Annotated in this window: 21 protein-coding genes; 12 read left to right on the top strand and 9 right to left on the bottom strand. The window is 52.7% G+C overall.

What is annotated here, in order from left to right:
• Window positions 1-55 precede the first annotated feature (55 nt).
• Window positions 56-1,789 (bottom strand): arginine--tRNA ligase, encoded by a 1,734-nt coding sequence (argS, locus tag J1784_RS11725; RefSeq protein ID WP_217149363.1) that lies wholly within the window; start codon window positions 1,787-1,789, stop codon window positions 56-58.
• A gap of 218 nt (window positions 1,790-2,007) precedes the next feature.
• Here argS and J1784_RS11730 point away from each other — a divergent pair, with 218 nt between their 5' ends.
• On the top strand, window positions 2,008-2,577 hold the full coding sequence (locus J1784_RS11730) for a VOC family protein (protein WP_217149364.1): 570 nt from the start codon (window positions 2,008-2,010) through the stop codon (window positions 2,575-2,577).
• On the opposite strand, the gene J1784_RS11735 is transcribed toward J1784_RS11730, so the two are convergent.
• Window positions 2,574-3,722 carry a MalY/PatB family protein gene (locus tag J1784_RS11735; RefSeq protein WP_217149365.1) on the bottom strand — a complete coding sequence of 383 codons (1,149 nt, stop codon included), beginning with the start codon at window positions 3,720-3,722 and terminating at the stop codon, window positions 2,574-2,576. The two genes, J1784_RS11730 and J1784_RS11735, sit on opposite strands and share 4 nt — an antisense overlap.
• 113 nt (window positions 3,723-3,835) lie before the next feature.
• On the opposite strand from J1784_RS11735, the gene cutC reads away from it, so the two are divergent.
• On the top strand, window positions 3,836-4,594 hold the full coding sequence (gene cutC, locus J1784_RS11740) for a copper homeostasis protein CutC (RefSeq protein ID WP_120133478.1): 759 nt from the start codon (window positions 3,836-3,838) through the stop codon (window positions 4,592-4,594).
• A 399-nt stretch (window positions 4,595-4,993) separates the two neighbouring features.
• On the opposite strand, the gene J1784_RS11745 is transcribed toward cutC, so the two are convergent.
• The 6 genes from J1784_RS11745 to J1784_RS11770 all read right to left on the bottom strand — a co-directional run bounded on the left by J1784_RS11745 (window position 4,994) and on the right by J1784_RS11770 (window position 9,200).
• A complete protein-coding gene (locus J1784_RS11745; RefSeq protein WP_217149366.1) occupies window positions 4,994-5,197 on the bottom strand; it encodes a hypothetical protein in 204 nt (67 codons plus the stop codon).
• A gap of 171 nt (window positions 5,198-5,368) precedes the next feature.
• Window positions 5,369-6,340, bottom strand: coding sequence for a tRNA 5-methoxyuridine(34)/uridine 5-oxyacetic acid(34) synthase CmoB (gene cmoB / locus J1784_RS11750; protein WP_217149367.1), 972 nt, complete (start codon window positions 6,338-6,340; stop codon window positions 5,369-5,371).
• Window positions 6,337-7,080: a carboxy-S-adenosyl-L-methionine synthase CmoA gene (gene cmoA / locus J1784_RS11755; RefSeq protein WP_217149368.1), complete on the bottom strand. Its 744-nt coding sequence runs from the start codon at window positions 7,078-7,080 to the stop codon at window positions 6,337-6,339. The genes cmoB and cmoA overlap by 4 nt, the downstream gene beginning before the upstream one ends.
• A gap of 135 nt (window positions 7,081-7,215) precedes the next feature.
• A complete protein-coding gene (locus J1784_RS11760; protein ID WP_217149369.1) occupies window positions 7,216-7,611 on the bottom strand; it encodes an MAPEG family protein in 396 nt (131 codons plus the stop codon).
• A 108-nt stretch (window positions 7,612-7,719) separates the two neighbouring features.
• Window positions 7,720-8,538, bottom strand: coding sequence for a DUF72 domain-containing protein (locus J1784_RS11765; protein ID WP_217149370.1), 819 nt, complete (start codon window positions 8,536-8,538; stop codon window positions 7,720-7,722).
• 86 nt (window positions 8,539-8,624) lie between these two features.
• Complete coding sequence (locus J1784_RS11770; protein ID WP_217149371.1) at window positions 8,625-9,200, bottom strand: hydrolase; 576 nt, start codon at window positions 9,198-9,200, stop codon at window positions 8,625-8,627.
• 335 nt (window positions 9,201-9,535) lie between these two features.
• Here J1784_RS11770 and aspS point away from each other — a divergent pair, with 335 nt between their 5' ends.
• The 6 genes from aspS to ruvB all read left to right on the top strand — a co-directional run bounded on the left by aspS (window position 9,536) and on the right by ruvB (window position 14,896).
• The gene (gene aspS, locus J1784_RS11775) at window positions 9,536-11,332 is read left to right on the top strand and encodes an aspartate--tRNA ligase (RefSeq protein WP_217149372.1); all 1,797 of its coding nucleotides are present in this window, start codon (window positions 9,536-9,538) and stop codon (window positions 11,330-11,332) included.
• Window positions 11,332-11,778: a dihydroneopterin triphosphate diphosphatase gene (nudB, locus tag J1784_RS11780; protein WP_217149373.1), complete on the top strand. Its 447-nt coding sequence runs from the start codon at window positions 11,332-11,334 to the stop codon at window positions 11,776-11,778. The genes aspS and nudB overlap by 1 nt, the downstream gene beginning before the upstream one ends.
• 25 nt (window positions 11,779-11,803) lie before the next feature.
• On the top strand, window positions 11,804-12,547 hold the full coding sequence (locus J1784_RS11785; RefSeq protein ID WP_013575035.1) for a YebC/PmpR family DNA-binding transcriptional regulator: 744 nt from the start codon (window positions 11,804-11,806) through the stop codon (window positions 12,545-12,547).
• A 109-nt stretch (window positions 12,548-12,656) separates the two neighbouring features.
• Window positions 12,657-13,178 (top strand): crossover junction endodeoxyribonuclease RuvC, encoded by a 522-nt coding sequence (gene ruvC, locus J1784_RS11790; RefSeq protein ID WP_120133488.1) that lies wholly within the window; start codon window positions 12,657-12,659, stop codon window positions 13,176-13,178.
• Window positions 13,179-13,265: 87 nt separating this feature from the next.
• A complete protein-coding gene (ruvA, locus tag J1784_RS11795) occupies window positions 13,266-13,880 on the top strand; it encodes a Holliday junction branch migration protein RuvA (RefSeq protein WP_217149374.1) in 615 nt (204 codons plus the stop codon).
• An 8-nt stretch (window positions 13,881-13,888) separates the two neighbouring features.
• Window positions 13,889-14,896 carry a Holliday junction branch migration DNA helicase RuvB gene (ruvB, locus tag J1784_RS11800; protein WP_120133489.1) on the top strand — a complete coding sequence of 336 codons (1,008 nt, stop codon included), beginning with the start codon at window positions 13,889-13,891 and terminating at the stop codon, window positions 14,894-14,896.
• A 64-nt stretch (window positions 14,897-14,960) separates the two neighbouring features.
• Here ruvB and J1784_RS11805 read toward each other — a convergent pair whose 3' ends face one another.
• Window positions 14,961-17,339, bottom strand: coding sequence for a glycoside hydrolase family 3 N-terminal domain-containing protein (locus J1784_RS11805; protein ID WP_217149375.1), 2,379 nt, complete (start codon window positions 17,337-17,339; stop codon window positions 14,961-14,963).
• Between the two features lie 260 nt (window positions 17,340-17,599).
• Here J1784_RS11805 and J1784_RS11810 point away from each other — a divergent pair, with 260 nt between their 5' ends.
• From J1784_RS11810 to J1784_RS11825, 4 genes are all read left to right on the top strand, one after another.
• Complete coding sequence (locus J1784_RS11810) at window positions 17,600-18,115, top strand: RrF2 family transcriptional regulator (protein WP_217149376.1); 516 nt, start codon at window positions 17,600-17,602, stop codon at window positions 18,113-18,115.
• Window positions 18,116-18,254: 139 nt separating this feature from the next.
• Window positions 18,255-18,917, top strand: coding sequence for an FMN-dependent NADH-azoreductase (locus tag J1784_RS11815; protein ID WP_217149377.1), 663 nt, complete (start codon window positions 18,255-18,257; stop codon window positions 18,915-18,917).
• A 308-nt stretch (window positions 18,918-19,225) separates the two neighbouring features.
• The gene (gene bglF, locus J1784_RS11820; RefSeq protein ID WP_217149378.1) at window positions 19,226-21,100 is read left to right on the top strand and encodes a PTS beta-glucoside transporter subunit IIABC; all 1,875 of its coding nucleotides are present in this window, start codon (window positions 19,226-19,228) and stop codon (window positions 21,098-21,100) included.
• 22 nt (window positions 21,101-21,122) lie between these two features.
• Window positions 21,123-22,520: a glycoside hydrolase family 1 protein gene (locus J1784_RS11825; RefSeq protein ID WP_217149379.1), complete on the top strand. Its 1,398-nt coding sequence runs from the start codon at window positions 21,123-21,125 to the stop codon at window positions 22,518-22,520.
• Window positions 22,521-22,545: the final 25 nt, after the last annotated feature.

A 22,545-nucleotide genomic window follows, 5' to 3' on the forward strand; every position in this document is an offset into this window, starting at 1 on the left:
TAAGAAACACAAAAGGGCGCATGAGCGCCCTTTTTTAATTTCAGAATACTGCGGATTACATACGTTCTACGGTTTCGATACCCAGTGTATCCAGACCGGTTTTCAGCGTGCGCTGGGTCAGCAGTGCCAGTTTCAGGCGGCTGTTGCGGCTGGTTTCGTCTTCTGCGTTCAGGATAGGGCAATGTTCGTAGAAGCTGGAGAACAGGCCTGCTACGTCGTACAGATACGCACACATGGTGTGTGGCGTGCCTTCGCGGGCGACGACGGTCAGCACTTCTTCGAATTGCAGCAAGCGTGTTGCCAGCGCAGCTTCGCGCTCTTCGCTCAGCACAACCGGCTGGGTCAGGCTGTTCACGTCGATTTCTGCACGTTTGAAGATGGAAGCCACGCGGGTATAAGCGTATTGCATGTACGGCGCGGTGTTGCCTTCGAACGCGAGCATGTTGTCCCAGTCGAACACGTAATCGGTGGTACGGCTTTTGGACAGGTCAGCGTATTTGATTGCACCGATACCGACGGCATTCACCAGTTTATCCAGTTCAGCGGCGTCTTTCATTTCCGGATTTTTTTCGGTGATGAGTTTACTCGCGCGATCAATGGCTTCATCCAGCAGGTCAGACAGTTTCACCGTGCCGCCTGAACGGGTTTTGAACGGCTTGCCGTCTTTACCCAGCATCATGCCGAACATGTGGTGTTCAAGCGCTACCGAATCTGGCACATAACCGGCTTTACGCGCGATAGTCCATGCCTGCATCAGGTGCTGGTGCTGACGGGAATCGATGTAATACAGCACGCGGTCGGCACCGAGTGTTTCGTAGCGATATTTGGCGCAGGCGATATCGGTGGTGGTATACAGATAGCCGCCATCTTTTTTACGGATGATAACGCCCATAGGGTCGCCATCTTTGTTTTTGTATTCATCGAGATAAACCACAACCGCGCCTTCACTGTCCACTGCCAGACCTTTGGCCTGCAGGTCGGAAACAATGCCCGGCAGCATGCTGTTGTACAGGCTTTCACCCATTACATCATCTTCTGTCAGGGTCACGTTCAGACGGTTATACGTCAGCTGGTTTTGCTTCATGGTCACGTCGACCAGTTTGCGCCACATTTGCAGGCAGTATTCGTCGCCGCCTTGCAGTTTCACCACGTAGCCACGTGCGCGCTCGGCGAAGGCTTCGTCTTCGTCGTAGTTTTTCTTCGCAGCACGGTAGAATTCTTCCAGATCCGCCAGGTTCATATCGCCGGCATTTTCGTTCTGCACTTTTTCCAGATAGGCAATCAGCATGCCGAACTGGGTGCCCCAGTCGCCGACGTGGTTAGCACGGATCACTTTGTGGCCGAGGAATTCATTGGTGCGCACCGCGGCGTCGCCGATGATGGTGGAACGGATATGGCCGACGTGCATTTCTTTTGCCACGTTTGGCGCGGAATAATCGATGACGATGGTTTGCGGCTCAACCGGCGCGATGCCCAGCTTTTCATCGTTTAACGCGCTGTCTACGTGTGCGCCCACAAACGCAGGATCGAGGAAAATGTTGATGAATCCCGGACCGGCGATTTCGACTTTATTCGCGATACCGTTCAGATCTAACAGTTCAACCACTTTCTCTGCCAGTTGTCGTGGCGGCATACCGAGTTTTTTTGCCACGGACATAACGCCATTTGCCTGATAGTCGCCGAACTGCGCTTTGGCGGACTGACGGACTTGCGCTTCGCTGTCGGCAGATGCGCCTGCTGCGATCAGCGCCTGGCTGACTTTTTCTGAAAGAAGTGACTGAATATTCACCGAAGTACCTTTATTTAGGAATGGGGTTGTTTGCTGTTCGCCCTAATGTGGACGAACCTAAAATGATGCGTGTTTATATCATATTAGCCCCGCGACGTCAGTATCGCCGCACGCCACAGGGTGATGAAAACGCGATTCTGCGGCGCGTCTCTGGCAACCGGATGAAAGGCTGTGTAAATTACCCGACCCTGAAGATATGCAAACTGAAAAGAGATAGGATGCCTGCCATGAACCAAGTGACCGAGTTACAGGATTTAGTCGATGATATGCCGCGATTTGTCAGCGTATTGACGGCGTTTGCCGCAAAATTACAGCTCAGTCTCGGCGATTTCCATGCAGATCACATCTCTGTGCGCTGTCACCAGAACACGACGGCAGACCGTTGGCGCGCCGGGCTGGAAAAATGCGGAAATCTGTTGAACGAAACGCTGATTAACGGCAGGCCGATTTGTCTGTTTACGCTCAATGAACCCCTGGTTGTCGGGCCGTTGAGTATCGATTTGGTTGAGCTGCCGTATCCGGGCGAAAAGCGCTATCCGCACGAAGGCTGGGAGCACATCGAAATTGTTTTAGCGGGTGTCGAAGACGAATTATATACGCGGGCGCTGGCGCTGATTGCCGATGAAGCGCTGATGACGCCCGGTATAAAACTTAAACAAAGTGCGCCTAAAGGGGAAAATGAGCGTTTGCCTAACCCGACGCTGGCAATCACTGACGGGTCTGTGACCATCAAGTTCCATCCGCACAGCCTGCGCGATATTGTCGCCAGCGAGAAGGCAGAAGGTTAACGTTCGAGCGTTTGTAAGGCGGCGTCCATGCGATCCATTGCCTTTTCTAGCAGTGCACGTTGACAGCCAAGATTGATGCGCACAAAACCGGGCGCGCCAAACTCTGCGCCACCGGAAAATCCGATCCCAGCTTCAACAAAGAACCGGTAAGGATCCTGCACCGGCAGCGCGCTGGCATCAATCCAGCCGAGATAAGTGCCTTCCGGTGCGAGCATACGCAACCCCGGCATGGCGTTGATTCTGACTGTCACTAATTCGCGGTTACCGCGCAAATATTCGAGTTGCGCGCTAAGCCATTCTTCACCGTCGCGGTAAGCCGCGGTCGCTGCGACATAGGCTAAAATATTAACGTGCGGAACAATACCTTTGCTGGTGTCGAGAAATTTCCGGCGTAACTGTGGATTAGGAATGATGGCCATTGAGGCGCCCAGTCCGGCCAGATTGAAAGTTTTAGACGGCGCAAGCAGGGTAATGGAGCGCTGTTCTGCATCGGAGTTGAGCGAGGCGAACGGGATATGTTGCAGGCCCGGTTCGAGGATCAGGTCACAGTGGATTTCATCAGAGCACACGACTAAATTGTGACGTCTGGCGAACTCCTGCTGTTCCAGTAATTCTTCGCGATAATAGACCGTACCGCCCGGATTGTAAGGGTTGCACAGCATCAGCAATCTTTCACTGCCATCCAGCTGGCTTTCGGCGGAGGCAAAATCGGCCACCCAGCGCTGCTGCTTTTCTCTGACATTCACCGATTTAAACTGACGCCCTTCGGACTGCGCCGCCTGCATAAATGGCGGGTAGATGGGCATCGGCATGAGAGTGGTTTCATGCAAAGCGACATTGGCGCGCACCGCGACGTTCAGGCCGCAAACCAGTCCGGGCAGCCAGACAATCCATTCGGGCTCAATGGCCCAGCCGTAGCGATCAGCCAGGCGGCTGACGACCAGATCAATCAGTTCCGGTGGTGTGAATCCGTAGCCAAACACGCCTTCAGCGACGCGTTGCTGTAATTCTTTAATGACCTGCGGCGGAGACGTGAAGTCGGTATCGGCGACCCAAAGCGGAATGACATCCTGATTATTGTATTTATTCCACTTAACGCTATCACTGTGACTGCGGTCTACCCATAAATCAAAATTGAGTGTCATAGTTAGCTTTCCTAAGCAAGCAGGTTGGGCGGGGATGCTCATCTCAAAGCCTACGCGACATGGCCGGTTACAGACAAGTGTTGTAGCATAATGCCGTAATCAGGAGAGATCACATGACTAAATTAGAAGTGTGTTGTTACAGCGTGGACTGTGCGTTGACAGCAGAACAGGCCGGGGCCGATCGCGTCGAATTATGTGCGAGCCAGGCCGATGGCGGCATTACGCCAAGTTACGGCACCCTCAAACTGGCGAGGGAAAAAGTGACAATCCCGGTACATCCTATTGTACGCCCGAGGGGGGGTGACTTTTGCTATAGCCAGAGCGAATTTGATGTGCTGAAAAGTGACATCGCCTGCATTCGTGATCTCGGTTTTCCGGGGCTGGTGGTCGGCATGCTGGATGCGGAAGGGCATATCGATATGCCAAGAATGTGGGAAGTCATGGCGCTGTGCGGCGATATGGCGGTGACATTCCATCGCGCGTTTGACATGTGTCTGAACCCGAAGATTGCGTTAGAGCAGTTGACTCAGTTGGGGGTGGCGCGCATTCTGACTTCCGGCCAGCAACAAAATGCGGAAGTGGGTTTACCGATGCTTCGGGAACTCAACCAACTGACGCGTGGTCCAATCATTATGGCGGGCGCGGGCGTGCGTCTGACGAATCTGCAAAAGTTTGTGGATATCGGACTGACTGAACTACACAGTTCAGCAGGACGTCAGGTGCCTTCTTCTATGCGTTACCGCAAAGCCGGTGTCACGATGAGTTCTGACACGGATTTTGATGAATTCAGTCGTTATTGCGTGGATGGCGATATTGTTGCCGCAATGAAAAGCACATTGCAGTTCGACGATGAAATATCCCGCACGGCGTAATAACCCAAAGATTTAACCGGGTCACACGACCCTTATTGCGTCGCCCTGCGCAAGTACCAGGCCCCGTCATTTTGGCGGGGCTTTTTTTATTCTTATTTATTTAAAAACCAGGTGGTTAAAGCTGATATCACTGACCGGTATTAAAGCTCAACCCCAGGTCAGCAGCGCCACGCCAAGCATTCCCGCTTTTACGACCAGACACATGACAAACAGACCCAAAACAATGACGGCGCGGTCCATGAGGAAACGAATTCTTCTGCGCATTGATTTCTCCGCGAAATAATCGCGTACTGATAAATTGGTTGGCCGAATTTATACACGAAATGCTATGAATCAATCCAATGTTATAACGTCAAAACGCGAAGCTTTACAAAGGGCTGTGACAAACGAAGAAAACCGCTACTTTTCGTAGAAGTTTTTTATCCTGATCGCAACGTCAATATTGGCCCAGTGTAATTCGTTTTCGTTGTGCAGACTGCTGCTGCCATCTTCCCAGGAAACGAAATAGGACACGATGCCTGTTTGTGATTCGAAGGTATTCATGACGGTACCTTTGATATCTCCGGATCTGTGTTTAACGATACTGCCTTTAGGGAATTTCATACTTCCTCCCAAAACGTTAACGACGATCTCTGTCAGAACAAACAGATAGCCTCAATAAAGGTTAGACCTTTTTACAGCGCGATGTACAGGGTTGCGTGGCTGAAAGTGGGGATAAAGTGTGAGATTTGACGTCCGCCAGACGGGGGATTGTCTGGCGGAAGGGGCAGAAACTCAGGGCTTGCGGGCGATAAGCAGGGCGCGGCGCGGTGCCGGATAGCCTTCGATGGTTCTGGTCGGATCATTCGGATCGAGGAATTCAGCCAGAGATTCGCTGGTCATCCAGTCGGTGCGGCGTTGTTCTTCCAGCGTGGTGACGCTGACATCTGCAATGCGTACATCGACAAATCCGCACTTGATGAGCCAGTTTTTCAGGGCCGCAGCGGAAGGGATGAAATAAATATTCCCCATCTGTGCGTAGCGGTCGCCCGGCACCAGCACCTGCTCGCTGTCGCCTTCAATCACTAAGGTTTCCAGCACCAGTTCGCCTTCACTGACCAGCTGATTTTTCAGTTGTAAAAGATGATCTAACGGTGAGCGACGATGGTACAACACACCCATTGAGAAGACGGTATCAAATGCGTTCAGCTCGGGTAACTGCTCGATGCCCAGCGGCAAAAGGTGCGCACGCTGATCGCCGCCCAGCAACTTACGCACGGCCTCGAACTGACACAGGAACAACTGCATCGGGTCGATACCTACCGCCAGATGCGCACCTGCGCCAATCATGCGCCACATGTGGTATCCGCTGCCGCAACCGACATCTAAAATCGTGCGCCCGGCCAGTGAGGAAATGTGCGGAAGCACGCGATCCCATTTCCAGTCCGAACGCCATTCTGTATTGATTTCAACGTCGTACAGCGAGAATGGCCCTTTGCGCCACGGCATTATATTACGTAGCAGGTTTTCAATACCTTCGCGCTGACCGGCAGGCAAAGGCACTTCCATATTGGCGCTGACACTGTGCAGCAAATCCAGACGATCGGGCTGCAATAGCGGCAGACGGTCGACGGAGTTAAACCACAGTTTGAATTTGCCATGCAGGGATTCTTTCTGCCACGCGGTCAGCTGAGAAGGCAGGGTATTGAGCCACGGACTTAACGGCCCTTTGGCGATAACGCGGTAAAAATCACCGAAATCAATCATTCTGCTTCTCCGGCTTTCAGCGCAATCAGTGAGCCGAAGTTAAAGCACTGGAACCAGACTTCCGTATGCTGGAAACCGGCCTGATGCAGGCGGGCTTTATGCGTTTCAACGGAATCGGTCAGCATGACGTTTTCCAGCATGCTGCGTTTCTGGCTGATTTCGAGTTCGCTGTAGCCGTTCGCGCGTTTGAAATCGTGATGCATATTGAACAGCAGTTCGCCGACATCTTTATCTTCGAAGCTGAATTTTTCAGACAGTACCAGCGCTGCGCCCGGACGCATGCCCTGATACACCTGATTCAGCAAGCGCTGACGGTCATCCGGTTCAAGGAACTGTAACGTAAAGTTGAGCACCACCATCGAGGCGTTTTTCAGCTCAATATCCAGAATATCGGATTCAATCACAGTGACCGGCGTGTCTGCGCGGAAAGCGTCAATGTGGCGACGGCAGCGTTCCACCATGGCGGGGGAGTTATCGACAGCAATAATTTCGCAGCCCGGAACCTTGATGTTGCGACGCATCGACAGCGTGGCAGCACCCAGCGAACAGCCCAGATCATAGACATTGGAGTCGGGCTGAACGAAGCGCTCGGCGAGCATACCAATCATTGAAATAATGTTGGAATAGCCCGGAACGGAGCGTTGGATCATGTCTGGGAAAACTTCAGCAACGCGTTCGTCGAACGTCCAGTCGCCCAGCTTATCTATTGGTGCAGAAAACAGCGTATCGTGGTTTGCCATAGCGGTGAGTCAGGCCAAAAAGAGTGTGGGTAAAAAAGTTGAGGGCAGATTTTAGCAGATACTGGCGCAGGCAGATACCTGCGCGCTCGGGAGTTGCTCTAAAACAGCATCAAAACAGGTGGGGAAAGGCGGAGATCAGTCAAAGTTCAGAAATTGTGACCATGGCAGGTAGATAATATTGACCACGACCATCAGCACCAGCGAGATATACGTCGCGGCCATGCCGTTACGACGCCAGACGAATTCGCGGTGCTTTAGTCCGTAATAATGGAATAAGCGGCCTAGGATCAGCAGGATACCGCAGGCGTGGACTGTCCAGATAGCGGCCCCGTTCATTTCCATAAACAGCAATAATAAACAGCCGATCGGCAGATACTCTACGGCGTTACCGTGGACACGGATGGCGGTTTGTAATTCGTAGGAACCGCCGTCGCCGGTGGCAATGCGGTATTGCATCCGCAGGCGGACAACATCGAAAGAGAGTTTGATCAAAAGTATGGCAGCAAGCACGACGTATAACGCGCTAATCATGATGACTTCCTTGGTTAATCCCTGTTTTCCGGCGGAACAAATTCCTTCCGCTACGCGGCTATGATAACGGTCTGCCGTATCACTGTCGTCATGAAATCATGAATATTATCAGAACAAGGTGTCCTGTTCCGGCCAGTCAGGCGCGGGCTGAACAGACGGCATTTGCCGGTGCAAATCCTGCCACAGGCTGCGCGCCTGCTGCGGGGCATCGGTACAGTTCGGCGTGTGGATAAACAGATAGGGCGATAACCCCTGCGTTTGCCAGTCGTCGAGTTTTTTAATCCACTGGCCGAACAATGGCCGGTTCGCTTCCAGACTGTCGCCACCGATAAAACGCACAATTGGCCGCGATGATGTCGCCAATGCATGCACCGGCAGAACCGGTTTTTTGCGTTTGGCTTCAAGCACTGCTTCGGTTGTGGATCTCGAACTGTGAACCGGGCGGCTGTCGAGGATCGCGCGATTAATCCCGCGCTGCTGTAAGCCCTGATTCAGTGCGCGTTCTTCTTCCCCTTTGTTGAAGAAATCCTGATGGCGCACTTCTACGCCGTAATCGAAACCGGCGGGCAGGGCATCCAGAAATTGCCATAAGCGGTCGAGATGGCCGGGCGCGAATGTGGCAGGCAGTTGCAGCCAGAGCTGACCAAGGCGTTCACCGAGCGGTTCGAGGGTACGGTAAAACAAATCGACATTTTCCTGACAATTCGCCAGGGCGGCTTTATGGCTGATATCGGAAGGAAATTTGAAACAAAAGCGGAAAGATTCCGGCGTCATATCCCGCCAGCGCATCACCACTTCCTGTTTGGGTAGCGCATAAAACGTGGTATTGCCTTCGACGCAATTGAAATACCGCGCGTAATCGGCCAGATCACGCAAGCCTATCTTTGCCCAGGCGTTGTGGTGCCATTGCGGTAACCCAATATACATAGTGCTGCTCCCTGTTTTCTGAGCGAAATTCCCAAATAAAACGCCGCCTCAGCGGGCGGCGTTCAGGCAATAAAATCAGGCTAACGTTACTCTGGCAGAGCGGCAAGTACTTCGGCAGTTGAACGTACGCGGCTGATTCGCGGGAAGATAAACTTCACGCTGGACTGATGATGGTCATCGTTGTGCGCGCTGCATGCATCTTCAGCGATCACCAGTTCATAGCCGTGTTCCCAGGCATTACGCGCAGTGGATTCCACGCCGATGTTGGTGGAAATACCGGCCAGCACGATGCTTTTAATGCCGCGACGACGCAGTTGCAGATCCAGATCGGTACCGTAGAACGCGCCCCACTGGCGTTTAACGACCAGCAGGTCGCTGTCAGTCACGCCCAGTTGTTCCGGGAATTCCCACCAGCTGGCCGGTAAACCACCTTCCGGCGCAGCCGCAGGGATATCAACCGGTTGTTTAAGCGCTTCGTCGAAAGAATCAGACCAGCCCACGCGAACCATAACTACCGGTGCGCCCAGTTTACGGAAACGGGTTGCCAGATCAGTGGCGTTATCCAGCACCTGCTGCGCGGTGTGCGGGCCGCCAGCGAACGGTAAAATCCCTTTCTGTAAGTCGATCAGCACCAGTGCGGTGGTTTTTGGGTCAAGTTTCATGTGTAGCTCCCGGTTTTCAATATGGATATTTAAAGAAAGGAATCATTTACTGCGTGTACAAAGGGGATTGCGCGAGTCTATTCTAACGGGAAGGCTGGAATGAGATAATTTTGTTAAATTATGTGTAGCTTGCAACAGAGTTGAATTTCCGCGTCAGCGGTGACGTCTTCGCACTTATCCTTCGCCGGAAATTCCTTTATAATAGCCGCCTTTTTTCGACCTGAATAAAACCCATTCCGAGCGCTGTTGAGTTTTGCGGCGAGCGACCAGAGTCAATAACCGTTTCTGTGCCTGTGCGCCATGAGGCCGGGTAGTGGGATCAAAAGGATACCGTTATGCGTACTGTATATTGTGGAAAACTGAATGCGTCCAATGTGGGCCAGGAAGTGACATTGTGTGGCTGGGTTAACCGTCGCCGCGATTTGGGTGGTTTGATTTTCATCGATATGCGTGACCGCGAAGGCATCGTTCAGGTTTTCTTCGACCCGGATCAGGCGGAAGCTTATAAGCTGGCGTCTGAACTGCGTAACGAGTTTTGTATTCAGCTGACCGGTACCGTGCGGGCGCGTCCTGAAAGCCAGTTCAATAAAGACATGGCGACCGGCGAAGTCGAAGTATTCGCCAGCAATCTGAACATTATCAACCGTTCCGAATCGCTGCCGCTGGACTCCAACCACGTCAACACTGAAGAAGCGCGTCTGAAATACCGCTATCTGGATTTGCGTCGCCCTGAAATGGCTAACCGTCTGAAGGCGCGTGCAAAAATCACCAGCTTCGTGCGTCGTTTCATGGACAGCCATGACTTCCTCGACATTGAAACGCCGATGCTGACCAAAGCCACGCCGGAAGGTGCGCGTGACTATCTGGTGCCAAGCCGTGTGCACAAGGGCAAATTCTACGCTCTGCCGCAGTCTCCGCAGCTGTTCAAACAGTTGCTGATGATGTCCGGCTTCGACCGTTATTATCAGATCGTAAAATGTTTCCGTGACGAAGATTTACGTGCTGACCGTCAGCCGGAATTCACGCAGATCGACGTGGAAACCTCCTTCATGAGCGCTGAACAAGTCCGTGAAGTGATGGAAAAACTTGCCCGCGAACTGTGGCAGGAAATCAAAGGCGTGGATTTGGGCGATTTCCCGATCATGACTTTTGCAGAAGCAATGCGTCGTTTCGGTTCCGATAAACCAGACCTGCGTAACCCGATGGAAATGGTCGACGTCGCTGACCTGATGAAAAACATCGAGTTCAAAGTGTTTGCTGATCCGGCGAACGATCCGAAAGGCCGCGTAGCTGCATTACGCGTTCCGGGCGGCGCTTCCCTGAGCCGTAAACAAATCGACGAATACGCGAAATTCATCGAAATCTATGGCGCGAAAGGTCTGGCTTACATCAAAGTGAACGAAGTGGCGAAAGGTCTGGAAGGTATTCAGAGCCCGGTCGCGAAATTCCTGAACGAAGAATTGTTGTCTGCCCTGATTGAACGTACCGGTGCACAAGATGGCGACATGATCTTCTTTGGCGCAGCCAGCGCGAAGATTGTGACTGACGCGATTGGCGCACTGCGTCTGAAAGTTGGCCGTGACCTGAAAATCACCAAAGAAGACATGTGGGCTCCGCTGTGGGTTATCGACTTCCCGATGTTTGAAGACACCGACGAAGGCGGCCTGAGCGCCATGCACCACCCGTTCACGGCGCCAAAAGAAATGAGCGCAGAAGAGCTGGCGGCAAATCCGGTTTCTGCTATCGCGAATGCTTACGACATGGTCATCAACGGCTACGAAGTCGGCGGTGGTTCAGTGCGTATTCACCGCAGCGAAATGCAGCAAACCGTGTTCAGTATTCTGGGGATTAACGAACACGAACAGCGCGAGAAATTCGGCTTCCTGCTCGATGCCCTGAAATACGGTACGCCTCCGCATGCGGGTCTGGCATTTGGCCTGGATCGCCTGGTGATGCTTCTGACCGGTACGGACAACATCCGTGACGTCATCGCGTTCCCGAAAACCACGGCGGCTGCGTGTCTGATGACCGAAGCGCCAAGCTTTGCTAATCCGGCGTCACTGCTGGAACTGGGTATTGCGGTGGTGGCGAAAAAAGAAGTGACGCCAGACACAAATACAGAGAATAACTAATGAGCTATAAGCGTCCTGAGTCGATACTGTGCGTCATCTACGCCAGAAACACCGGCCGGGTGCTGATGCTACAACGAAAGGATGACCCGAATTTCTGGCAGTCGGTGACCGGCAGTCTGGAAGACGGGGAATCCCCGAGTCAAACCACGCAGCGGGAAGTCAAGGAAGAGGTCGGTATCGACATAGCAGGTGAAAACCTGACTCTTTTGGACTGCCAGCGCTGTGAGGACTTTGAAATATTTGCGCATTTGCGCCATCGCTATGCTCCCGGCGTGACGCGTAACAAAGAACACTGGTTCTGTCTGGCGTTACCCGACGAGCGTGATGTGGTTCTGACTGAACATCATGCATACCGGTGGCTCGATAAACCCGCAGCGGCAGCGCTGACGGTGTCCCCGAGCAACCAGCAGGCGATTGAAGAATTTGTAAACTATTCGGTCTGTTAAGACTTAAGACTTTTTGGAGATATTTATGGCAGGTCACAGTAAGTGGGCCAACACCAAGCACCGCAAAGCGGCGCAAGATTCTAAACGCGGCAAAATTTTCACAAAAATCATTCGTGAGCTGGTCACTGCGGCACGTCTGGGTGGCGGCGATGCGGGTTCAAACCCACGTCTGCGCGCAGCGATTGATAAAGCGCTGTCGAACAACATGACCCGCGATACCCTCAACCGTGCCATTGCACGTGGCGTGGGCGGTGACGAAGACACCAACATGGAAACCATCATTTATGAAGGTTACGGCCCGGGCGGCTCTGCCATCATGGTTGAATGTCTGAGTGATAACCGCAACCGTACCGTGGCAGAAGTGCGTCATGCCTTCACCAAAACCGGTGGCAACCTGGGTACCGACGGTTCTGTGGCTTACCTGTTCTCCAAAAAAGGCGTGATCACTTTCGCCCCTGGCCTGGATGAAGACGTACTGATGGAAGCTGCACTGGAAGCGGGCGCAGAAGACATCATTTCTTACGATGACGGCGCTATTGATGTCTTCACAGCCTGGGAAAATCTGGGCGAAGTGAAAGATGCGCTGGAAGCCGCCGGTTACAAAGCCGATTCCGCAGAAGTCACCATGATCCCATCGACCAAAGCCGACATGGATGCAGAAACTGCACCTAAACTGTTGCGCCTGATCGACATGCTGGAAGATTGTGACGATGTGCAGGAGGTTTACCACAACGGTGAAATCTCCGACGAGATCGCAGAAACTCTGTAATCTCAGTGCCGCCGGTGGTCACCACCGGCTGGCTATCCTGTTGTGCCTCAGCAGTTTATACTCTCCCCAACTTTCCTAAAAAAACGACAACACAAGGCGTTGACTGGCTATGGCTATTATTCTGGGGATCGACCCCGGTTCGCGTATTACAGGCTATGGCATTATCCGCCAGACAGGGCGTCAGCTCAGCTATCTCGGCAGCGGTTGTATCCGCACCGTGGTCGACGATATGCCGGGACGTCTGAAACTGATTTATGCCGGTGTGTCGGAAATCATTACCCAATTTCAGCCTGATTTTTTTGCCATCGAATCTGTGTTTATGGCCAAGAATGCTGACTCGGCTTTAAAGCTCGGGCAGGCACGCGGCGCAGCGATTGTCGCCGCGGTGAATCAGGATTTGCCGGTGTTCGAATACGCGGCGAGACAGGTCAAACAGACCGTTGTGGGCACCGGTGCCGCTGAAAAAACGCAGGTACAGCATATGGTGCGTTCAATACTGAAATTACCTGCCAATCCGCAGGCCGATGCCGCCGATGCACTGGCGATTGCGATCACGCATTGCCATATGAGCCAGAACGCCATTCGTCTGAGTTCAGACAAATTACAGATGGCGCGCGGACGTATGCGATAGACGCCGCAACTCTATTAAGCTGGATATTCATCCAGCCTTTTTTATGATATAAACATCGCTGCTTTTGACCTGATAAGGAAAATGAACGTGATAGGCAGATTACGAGGCATTATTCTGGAAAAACAGCCCCCTTTGGTGCTGCTTGAAACCAACGGCGTGGGCTATGAAGTGCATATGCCTATGACCTGTTTTTACGAATTGCCGGAGCTGGGTCAGGAAGCTATCATCTTCACGCAATTTATCGTCCGTGAAGATGCCCAGTTGCTCTACGGATTCAACGATAAACAAGAGCGCGCGCTGTTCCGTGAACTGATTAAAGTCAACGGCGTGGGGCCAAAGCTGGCACTGGCGATTCTGTCAGGCATGTCGGCACAGCAGTTTGTCAATGCGGTAGAAAAGGAAGAAATCACCGCATTAATCAAGTTACCTGGCGTCGGTAAGAAAACCGCAGAACGCCTGGTCGTCGAAATGAAAGACCGCTTTAAAGGATTAAACGGTGATCTATTTAACAATCATACTGATATCACGCTACCTGCATCGGCGTCGAAAGCTAAAGAATCTGACGCTGAAGGTGAAGCCGTCGCAGCCCTGATATCCCTCGGTTACAAACCGCCGGAAGCCAGCCGCATGATCAGCAAAGTGGCGAAGCCGGGTGCAGAATCTGAAACGTTGATTAGAGAAGCGCTGCGCGCAGCGCTGTGAGGTAAACGATGATTGAAGCTGACCGCCTGATTTCTTCCGAAGTCTTTAGTGAAGAAGAAGTCATTGACCGTGCGATCCGCCCGAAACTGCTCAGCGAATACGTCGGGCAGCCACACGTGCGCTCGCAGATGGAAATCTTTATTCAGGCGGCTAAGCAACGTAAAGATGCGCTCGATCACCTGTTGATTTTCGGACCTCCGGGGCTCGGTAAAACCACGCTGGCTAACATTGTAGCGAACGAAATGGGCGTGAATCTGCGCACTACGTCGGGGCCGGTGCTGGAAAAAGCCGGTGATCTGGCTGCGATGCTGACCAATCTTGAGCCGCACGACGTGCTGTTCATCGATGAAATCCACCGTCTGTCGCCGGTCGTTGAAGAAATTCTGTATCCGGCGATGGAAGATTATCAGCTGGATATCATGATTGGCGAAGGTCCTGCCGCGCGTTCCATCAAACTCGATTTACCGCCGTTTACCCTGATTGGTGCGACTACCCGCGCCGGTTCCCTGACGTCTCCCTTGCGTGATCGTTTCGGTATCGTGCAGCGTCTGGAGTTTTATCAGGTGGCGGATTTGCAGCACATCGTCGGGCGCAGTGCGACCTGCCTTGGGCTGGAATTGTCGGAAGAAGGCGCACATCAGATTGCCCGCCGTTCACGTGGCACGCCGCGTATCGCTAACCGCTTATTACGCCGTGTGCGTGATTTCGCAGAAGTGAAAGGCGACGGCACTATCAATGGTGACGTTGCGAACGGCGCGCTGGATATGCTGGACGTCGATGCCGAAGGTTTCGATTACATGGACCGAAAACTGCTGCTGGCAATTATCGACAAGTTCACCGGCGGGCCGGTCGGGCTGGATAACTTAGCTGCGGCGATTGGTGAAGAGCGCGAGACGATTGAAGATGTCATCGAACCGTTCCTGATCCAGCAGGGCTTTATTCAGCGCACACCGCGCGGACGCATGGCGACCAATCATGCGTATAAGCATTTCGGGATCACCAGAGAATCAGAATAAGCGGTTTGCTGCGCCTATAAAAACGGACGCCCTGAGCGTCCGTTTTGCTTTGTGGCATCAGCAATTATTGGCTAATTTCACAACGGCTGAGCATCCGCCAGTTGCGCGGCAATTCGCGTACTTCACCCGCCAGAATCACTTTGCCCGTTGCATGAATATCCGCGCTTGATGATCCTACCTGTACCTCGACAAAACCCGGCTCGACGATGCGCTTACCCGCGTGACTGGTGAAATTCAGCATGTCGGTGGGAATACTGAAACTGAGCGTCGCCGTTTGTCCGGTTTCAAGTTCAACCCGCTCAAAAGCTTTGAGTTCCTGAACCGGTCGCACGAGTGATGCCACGCAGTCGCGCAGATAAACTTGTACCACTTCGCTGCCCGTCTGACTGCCGGTATTGGTCACTTTGATTTGCACCGTAATTTCACCGTTTTCAATGCTGACCGGCTGCTGATTCAGTTGTAAATCGTGATAGCGGAACGTGGTGCCGCTCAGCCCGAAGCCAAACGGGTATCTGGCACCAAAATGGAACGCGATTGGCGTACCGCCACTTTTCAGTTTGTGATTGTAGTAATACGGCATTGCACCGGCGCTTTTCGGCACGGAAACGACCAGCCGTCCGGAGGGTGCTTCTTTGCCGCTGACAATATCGGCAATTGCACGTCCGCCTTCCTGACCGGGCGCAAACGCCATCAGAAGTCCGGCGACCTTGTCCTCCAGCCCTCCAAGGGAATACGGACGACCGCCGGTCATGACCACAATGGTCGGTTTCCCTGTCGCTACAATCTTTTCCAACAACTGCTGCTGTACGCCCGGCAGTTGCAGACTGTCGGTATCAGAACCTTCGCCGACTGTGCCGCTCTGGAATAATCCGGCGAGATCGCCGACAAACACCAGCGCGACGTCGCTTTCCTGCGCCAGTTTTACAGCCTGCGGGATGAGCGTGGTGCTCAGTGATACCGGCGAGTTTTGCATCGGCGTTGCGGCATCACCGGGGAAAACCGGTGCGCCCGCCGTGCGTTTTTCGAGAATATGACAGCCTTTGGCATAACGAATATTTTGTTCGCCATATGCAGTACGTAAGGCCTGTAACGGCGTAATGACCTGTTCCGTCTGTGCTTCCATTTCGCTGATGATCAGATGTACCGGAAAACTGTAACCGCTGAGTAAGGCCAGCGGATCGTCTGCCGTCGGGCCGATGACGGCGATTTTCTGGCCGGATTTTGGCTTAAGCGGAAGAATGCCATTATTTTCCAGCAGGGTAATGGAGCGGACAGCAGCTTTCCAGGCCAGGTCACGCGTGGCGGGTTGTTGCAGTTGCGGTTGCGGCTCAATGGCGTAAGGCTGTTCAAACAGACCGAGTCGGAATTTTTCGGTCAGCACGCGCGCAACAATCTCATCAATTTTTGCCATATCAATCAGACCACGGGAAACCGCATCAGCCAGATGTTGTGCGCAATCGCCTTTCGGTAATTCGATATCCAGCCCGGCATTGAACGACAGTGCAGCGGATTCGGCATCGTCATGGCTGACACCGTGATGCTGATGCAGCAGACTTACACCGCCGTAATCGGCAACAATCAGGCCATCGAATCCCCATTGTTCACGCAAAATTTCAGTCAGCAGGAAGTGATCGCTGTGACACGGCTGACCGTCGATATCATGATAAGCAGGCATCACCGAACCGGCATTCGCCAGCTTCACTGCCATTTCAAAAGGCAGCAGGAACGTGTCATTCAGCTCACGAAAACCCAGATGTACCGGCGCATGATTGCGCGCGCCTTCACTGAACGAATGCCCGACATAATGCTTAAGCGTGGCCAGCAGATCACGATTTTCGCCCTGCAAACCGCGTACATAAGCGGTTGCCATCACGCCGACCAGATAAGGATCCTCACCAAACGTTTCTTCGGTACGGCCCCAGCGGACATCACGGGACACATCCAGCACCGGTGCCAGTCCCTGATGACAACCGACGCTTTGCGCTTCGTGGCGGATAGCGCCTGCAATCTGCTCCATCAGTTGCGGATCCCACGTCGAGGCATAGCTCAGAGAAGAGGGGAAAAGCGTCGCGTCTTTGCAAAGCAGACCAACCAGACATTCTTCGTGGAACATGGCCGGAATGCCCAGCCGCGTTTCTTCCACCAGTGTTTTTTGCAATCGGTTTAGCGCGCGCACGCCTTCAGCCGGGCTGACCACGTGTGTTCCCAGTGGTCGTGTGATTTGTCCTGCACCAAGCGCCAGTTGTTCCTCCAGCGCCAAAGTTTGTTTATGTCCGGCAAAATCATCGCTCAGATCGGTGCGCTCTTTGTGTTTACCCTGACTGTCGAGGATCAGCCAGAAGGCATGCATCTGGGCAAACTTTTCCTCCGGCGTCATGCGGGCGAGCAGATCGGCTACGCGGGTAGCGACGGGTTGTGAAGCATCCTGATACGGGTGAGTCATCTTTCATCTCCTTGATTTACCAGACGGGAACGCAGGAAAACGCGCGGGAATATGACATATAAACAGAAGTATTGAGAATGGACTGCGGGTAAACAATTGAGGAAACGAATATGCATTTTACGTTTTTTAATTTTGTTTCCGGTTTGTGAGCAGGATCAGATTGAGGCATATCCGCCCGGATGCCCGCTTTTAGTGTTATTAAGCGGGCATCTGGTGTTTAATTAGGTGTCATCTGGTCTTAGTTTGGAGCACAACCTCGTATGTCTCATATCAGCACCGGCGTGGAATACGCCCTGCATTGCCTGCTGTTTATCTCCGATCCGCAGGGAAAGGTAACCGATGCCAGCGTGCGCGATTTGTCAGAACTTCAGGGTGTTCCGTTCGATTACGTCGCCAAACTGTTCACCAAGCTGCATAAAGCGAAACTGATCATCGCGACAGAAGGCGCGAAGGGCGGGATCCGTCTGGCGCGTCCACCACAGGAAATCAGCGTGCTGGAAGTGGTGGATGCCATTGACGGGCGCAAAAAGCTTTTCGACTGCAAGGAAATCCGCAACCGCTGTGCGGTTTTCGAAGAAAATCCACCGTCGTGGGCGAGTTCCGGTCTGTGTGCAATACACGCGCTGATGATTGAAGCCGATGACAAAATGCGTGAAGTGCTCGCAGCACAAACGCTGGCCGGACTGGCCTCGCAGTTTGGCCGTAAAGCCCCGCCGGAGTTCGGTCTGCAGGTTACCCGCTGGTTGGGCGATCGCAGTTCCCGTCGAATAATCTGATCCTTTCTTCCTGATTTTTTTCTCAGTGGCACTTGCCAGAGGGGTATCTTTGGGCGTATTTTTAACTACGACAAATTAAGTCGTAGTTAAAGCTGTCTTGATTAAGGCGCCGATGTTGATCAACGGCAAAAGGAAAAACATGAAAATTTTACACGTCGATGCAAGTTCTAAATTTCACCAGTGGTCTAATTCCCGTGCGCTGGGACGCTATTTCATTGAGCAGCTGCAACACAAAGGCGTTGATCTCGAGATTGATTACCTGGATGTCACCGAAGATGTGCAGCCGCACATTTCGGCAGAATTTGTGCAGGCAACGTATACGCCCGAGGCACAACGTACTGACCGCATGCGCGAAGTGCTGGCGGAATCTGATGCGCTGTGTGAACGCGTGATGGATGCGGATGCGCTGGTTTGTGCGATGCCGATGTATAACTGGACGATTCCTTCAACGTTCAAAACATTCATCGACAATATTATCCGTACCAATATCACCTACGATCTGCATGAAGACGGCAGCATCACCGGTAATCTGGGCGATAAGAAAGTGCTGTTTGTGACCACGCGCGGCGCAGATCTGGGAGAAGGCAGTCCGTTCGCTAATATGGATGCGATGACTCCGGTGCTAAAAAACGCATTTGGATTTATCGGGGTAGAAAATCCGTGGTTTGTGGATGCCCAGCCTTTGCAATTCTCCGATGAAGCAGCACGCGAAGCCGGGCTGAAAAAAGCCCGCGAAGAACTGGATGCCGTATCAGAAGAGTGGGCGCTGAGCGTAGTTTCTGCGGATGTTACCGCCGCCTGATAAGCGGTAAACCACAGTACTGACGTTCGCCAGCGGGCGTCAGTCAGCACAAAATCTGAAGCCGATCACAGTTTCATCATCCGGCGGATATTACGACTTGTTTCTGATGGCGATTCGCCAGAGAATCCATTCCGAAAAGCAGGATTGTTACTGTCTGACAGGCAAAACCTAAACTTCTCGTTTTTTCGCATCTCGCGAAGAAGCCGGAAGTTTAGGTTTTTTTTTGGCCTGAATTCAGGGGCCGGCCGCCCTTTTGAAATACAACGGCAATGTCGTGCACGACGCCATTACTCTGATGAGATAACACCATGGAATACAGTACATTAGCCGATGAAATTCTCCGCGGAGTGGGCGGAAAGGAAAACGTCGTCAGCGTGGTTCATTGCGCGACCCGTTTACGTTTCAAACTGAAAAATACCGGTAAAGCGGATGCAGCCGGACTGAAAGAAAATCCTGGCGTGATCATGGTCGTGGAAAGCGGCGGCCAGTTTCAGGTGGTGATCGGCAACCACGTCGGCGCTGTGTATGAAGCGCTGGTCAAAGGCAGCGCGCTTTCTGATAGCGGCGGCGATGACACTGGCGAAAAAGGCAGTTTGTTTGCCCGCGCAATTGACGTTATTTCAGGTATTTTTACGCCATTCATCGGCATCATGGCGGCATCGGGGATCCTGAAAGGTTTTCTGGCGCTGGCACTGGCCTGTGGATGGTTAAATCCCGAAAGCGGTACCTATAAAGTCTGGTTCGCTGCCAGTGATGCGATGTTCTACTTCTTCCCGCTGGTGATTGGTTTTACCGCCGGTAAGAAATTCGGCGGTAATCCGTTCGTCACCATGATGATTGGCGGCGCGATGGTGCATCCGCTGATGATTGCCGCTTTCGAAGCGCAGCAGCCGGGCGCGCAGGCCGAGCATTTCTTCGGTATCCCGCTGGTGTTTATCAATTATGCCTCATCGGTTATTCCGGTGATTCTGGCCGCATGGGTTTCCTGCTGGCTGGAAAAACGGGCAATGAAAATCTTGCCTTCGGCGCTGCGTAATTTCATCACGCCGCTTATCTGCCTGATGGTGGTGGTGCCGCTGACCTTCCTGATTATCGGACCGGTCGCGACCTGGGCCAGCCAGCAACTGGCCAACGGCTACCAGTTTGTTTATCACGTCAGCCCGGCGATTGCCGGTGCCTTTATGGGCGCACTGTGGCAGGTGTGTGTGATTTTCGGTCTGCACTGGGGACTGGTGCCGCTGATGATCAACAATTTCAGTATTCTCGGTCACGACACCATGCTGCCACTGTTACTGCCAGCCGTGATGGGCCAGGTCGGGGCGGTTATCGGCGTGATGCTGCGTGCCAAAGATGCACGGACCAAAGCGCTCGCAGGTTCGGCCATCAGTGCGGGGATTTTCGGCATCACCGAACCGGCAGTTTACGGTATCAACCTGCCGCGTCGTCGTCCGTTTATTTTCGGTTGCGCCGGTGGCGCGATTGGTGCGGCGATCCTCGGGTATTTCCAGACTACGGCGTATTCCTTCGGTTTCGCCAATATCTTCACTTTCACCCAAATTATTCCGCCTACCGGTTTTGATAAAACTGTCACTGCTGCGATTGCCGGGACGCTGATTGCGCTGGTATTTGCTGCACTGGCGACCTACTTCTTCGGCATGAAAGAAGAAGCGGTAGCACCGGAAATCAGTGAAAAGGCTAAAGCAGATAACGTACAGGCTCCCCGCGGAAAAACGCTGATCGCCAGCCCGATGACCGGTGCCTGCATTGCTCTCGATCAGGTTAAAGACCCAACTTTTGCCAGCGGTTTACTGGGCAAAGGCGTGGCGATTGTCCCTACAACAGGCCGCGTGGTATCGCCGGTTAACGGCACGATTGCCTCGTTGTTCAAAACTCATCACGCCATCGGAATTGAATCTGACGATGGGGCAGAAATTCTGATCCACGTCGGCATTGATACGGTGAAGCTGGACGGCAAATTCTTTACGCCACACGTCGCGGTTGACGCGGTGGTGAAGCAGGGCGATTTGTTACTGGAATTCGATATGCAGGGCATTACCGATGCCGGTTACGACCTGACGACGCCGGTGCTGGTCACCAACAGTGATGACTATCTTGATGTCATCCCGGCAGGCGTCGGTCAGGACGCAGGCGAACAAACGCCATTACTTACTTTACTACGATAACGACCAGAGCCAGGAGGTTCACATGAATAAGCAATTCCCAGACGGTTTCTTATGGGGCGGCGCAGTCGCAGCCAATCAGGTGGAAGGTGCATATCTGACTGACGGTAAAGGTTTATCGACTTCTGACCTGCAACCGCAAGGCGTATTTGGTCCGGTGCAGGAACGTACTGAAGGCGATTTCGGCGTGAAAGACGTGGCGATTGATTTCTATCACCGCTATCCGGAAGACATGAAATTGTTCGCCGAAATGGGTTTTACCGTCCTGCGCACTTCAATCGCCTGGACGCGTATTTTCCCGCAGGGCGATGAGTTACAGCCAAACGAAGCCGGTCTGGCCTTTTATGACCGCCTGTTTGATGAAATGGCAAAATACGGTATCACGCCGCTGGTGACGCTTTCGCACTACGAAATGCCGTATGGCATCGTGAAAAAACACGGTGGCTGGGGCAGCCGCGACACTATCGGTTTCTTTGAAAATTACGCCCGCACGGTGTTCACCCGCTACAAAAATAAGGTGAAACACTGGCTTACGTTCAACGAAATCAACATGTCGCTGCACGCGCCGTTCACCGGTGTCGGGCTGCCGGAAGACAGCAGCAAGCAGGCAATTTATCAGGCGATCCATCATCAGCTGGTGGCCAGCGCCAAAGCGGTTAAAGCTTGCCACGAGATCATTCCGGACGGCAAAATCGGTAATATGCTGCTTGGCGGAATGTTATATCCGCTGACCTGCAAACCCGCTGATATGATGGAAACCCTGCAACAAAACCGCGACTGGTTATTCTTTGGTGATGTTCAGGTGCGTGGCGCATATCCGGCTTATATGAAACGTTTCTTTAAAGATCGCGGCATGGAAATAAATATTACCGCTGAAGATAAAACGGCACTGAAAGAAACCGTCGACTTTATTTCATTTAGTTATTATATGACAGGTTGTGTGACTACCGACGAAGAACAAAATATTAAAGCGCGCGCCAATATATTAAATATGGTGCCGAACCCGCATCTGCAAAGTTCCGAATGGGGCTGGCAGATTGATCCTATCGGGTTGCGCTTCTTAATGAATGAACTTTACGACCGTTATCAGAAACCGTTATTTATTGTCGAAAATGGTTTAGGCGCCCGCGATAAAGTTGAAGCCGATGGCAGCATCAACGACGATTATCGAATCGAATACATCAACGACCATCTGGTACAGGTACGCGAAGCCATTGAAGACGGCGTGGAAGTCATGGGTTATACCAGCTGGGGGCCTATCGATCTGGTCAGCGCCTCGAAAGCAGAATTCTCCAAGCGTTACGGTTATATCTACGTTGACCGGGATGATCAGGGGAATGGCACGCTGGAACGTCGCCGTAAGAAAAGTTTCTTCTGGTATAAAGAAGTCATTGGTTCTCACGGTGCGGCATTAAAATCCTGAGCAGCTTTTTGAATTTTATAACAAA

The organism is Rahnella ecdela, from assembly GCF_019049625.1.
In the GTDB taxonomy this organism is placed as follows: domain Bacteria; phylum Pseudomonadota; class Gammaproteobacteria; order Enterobacterales; family Enterobacteriaceae; genus Rahnella; species Rahnella ecdela.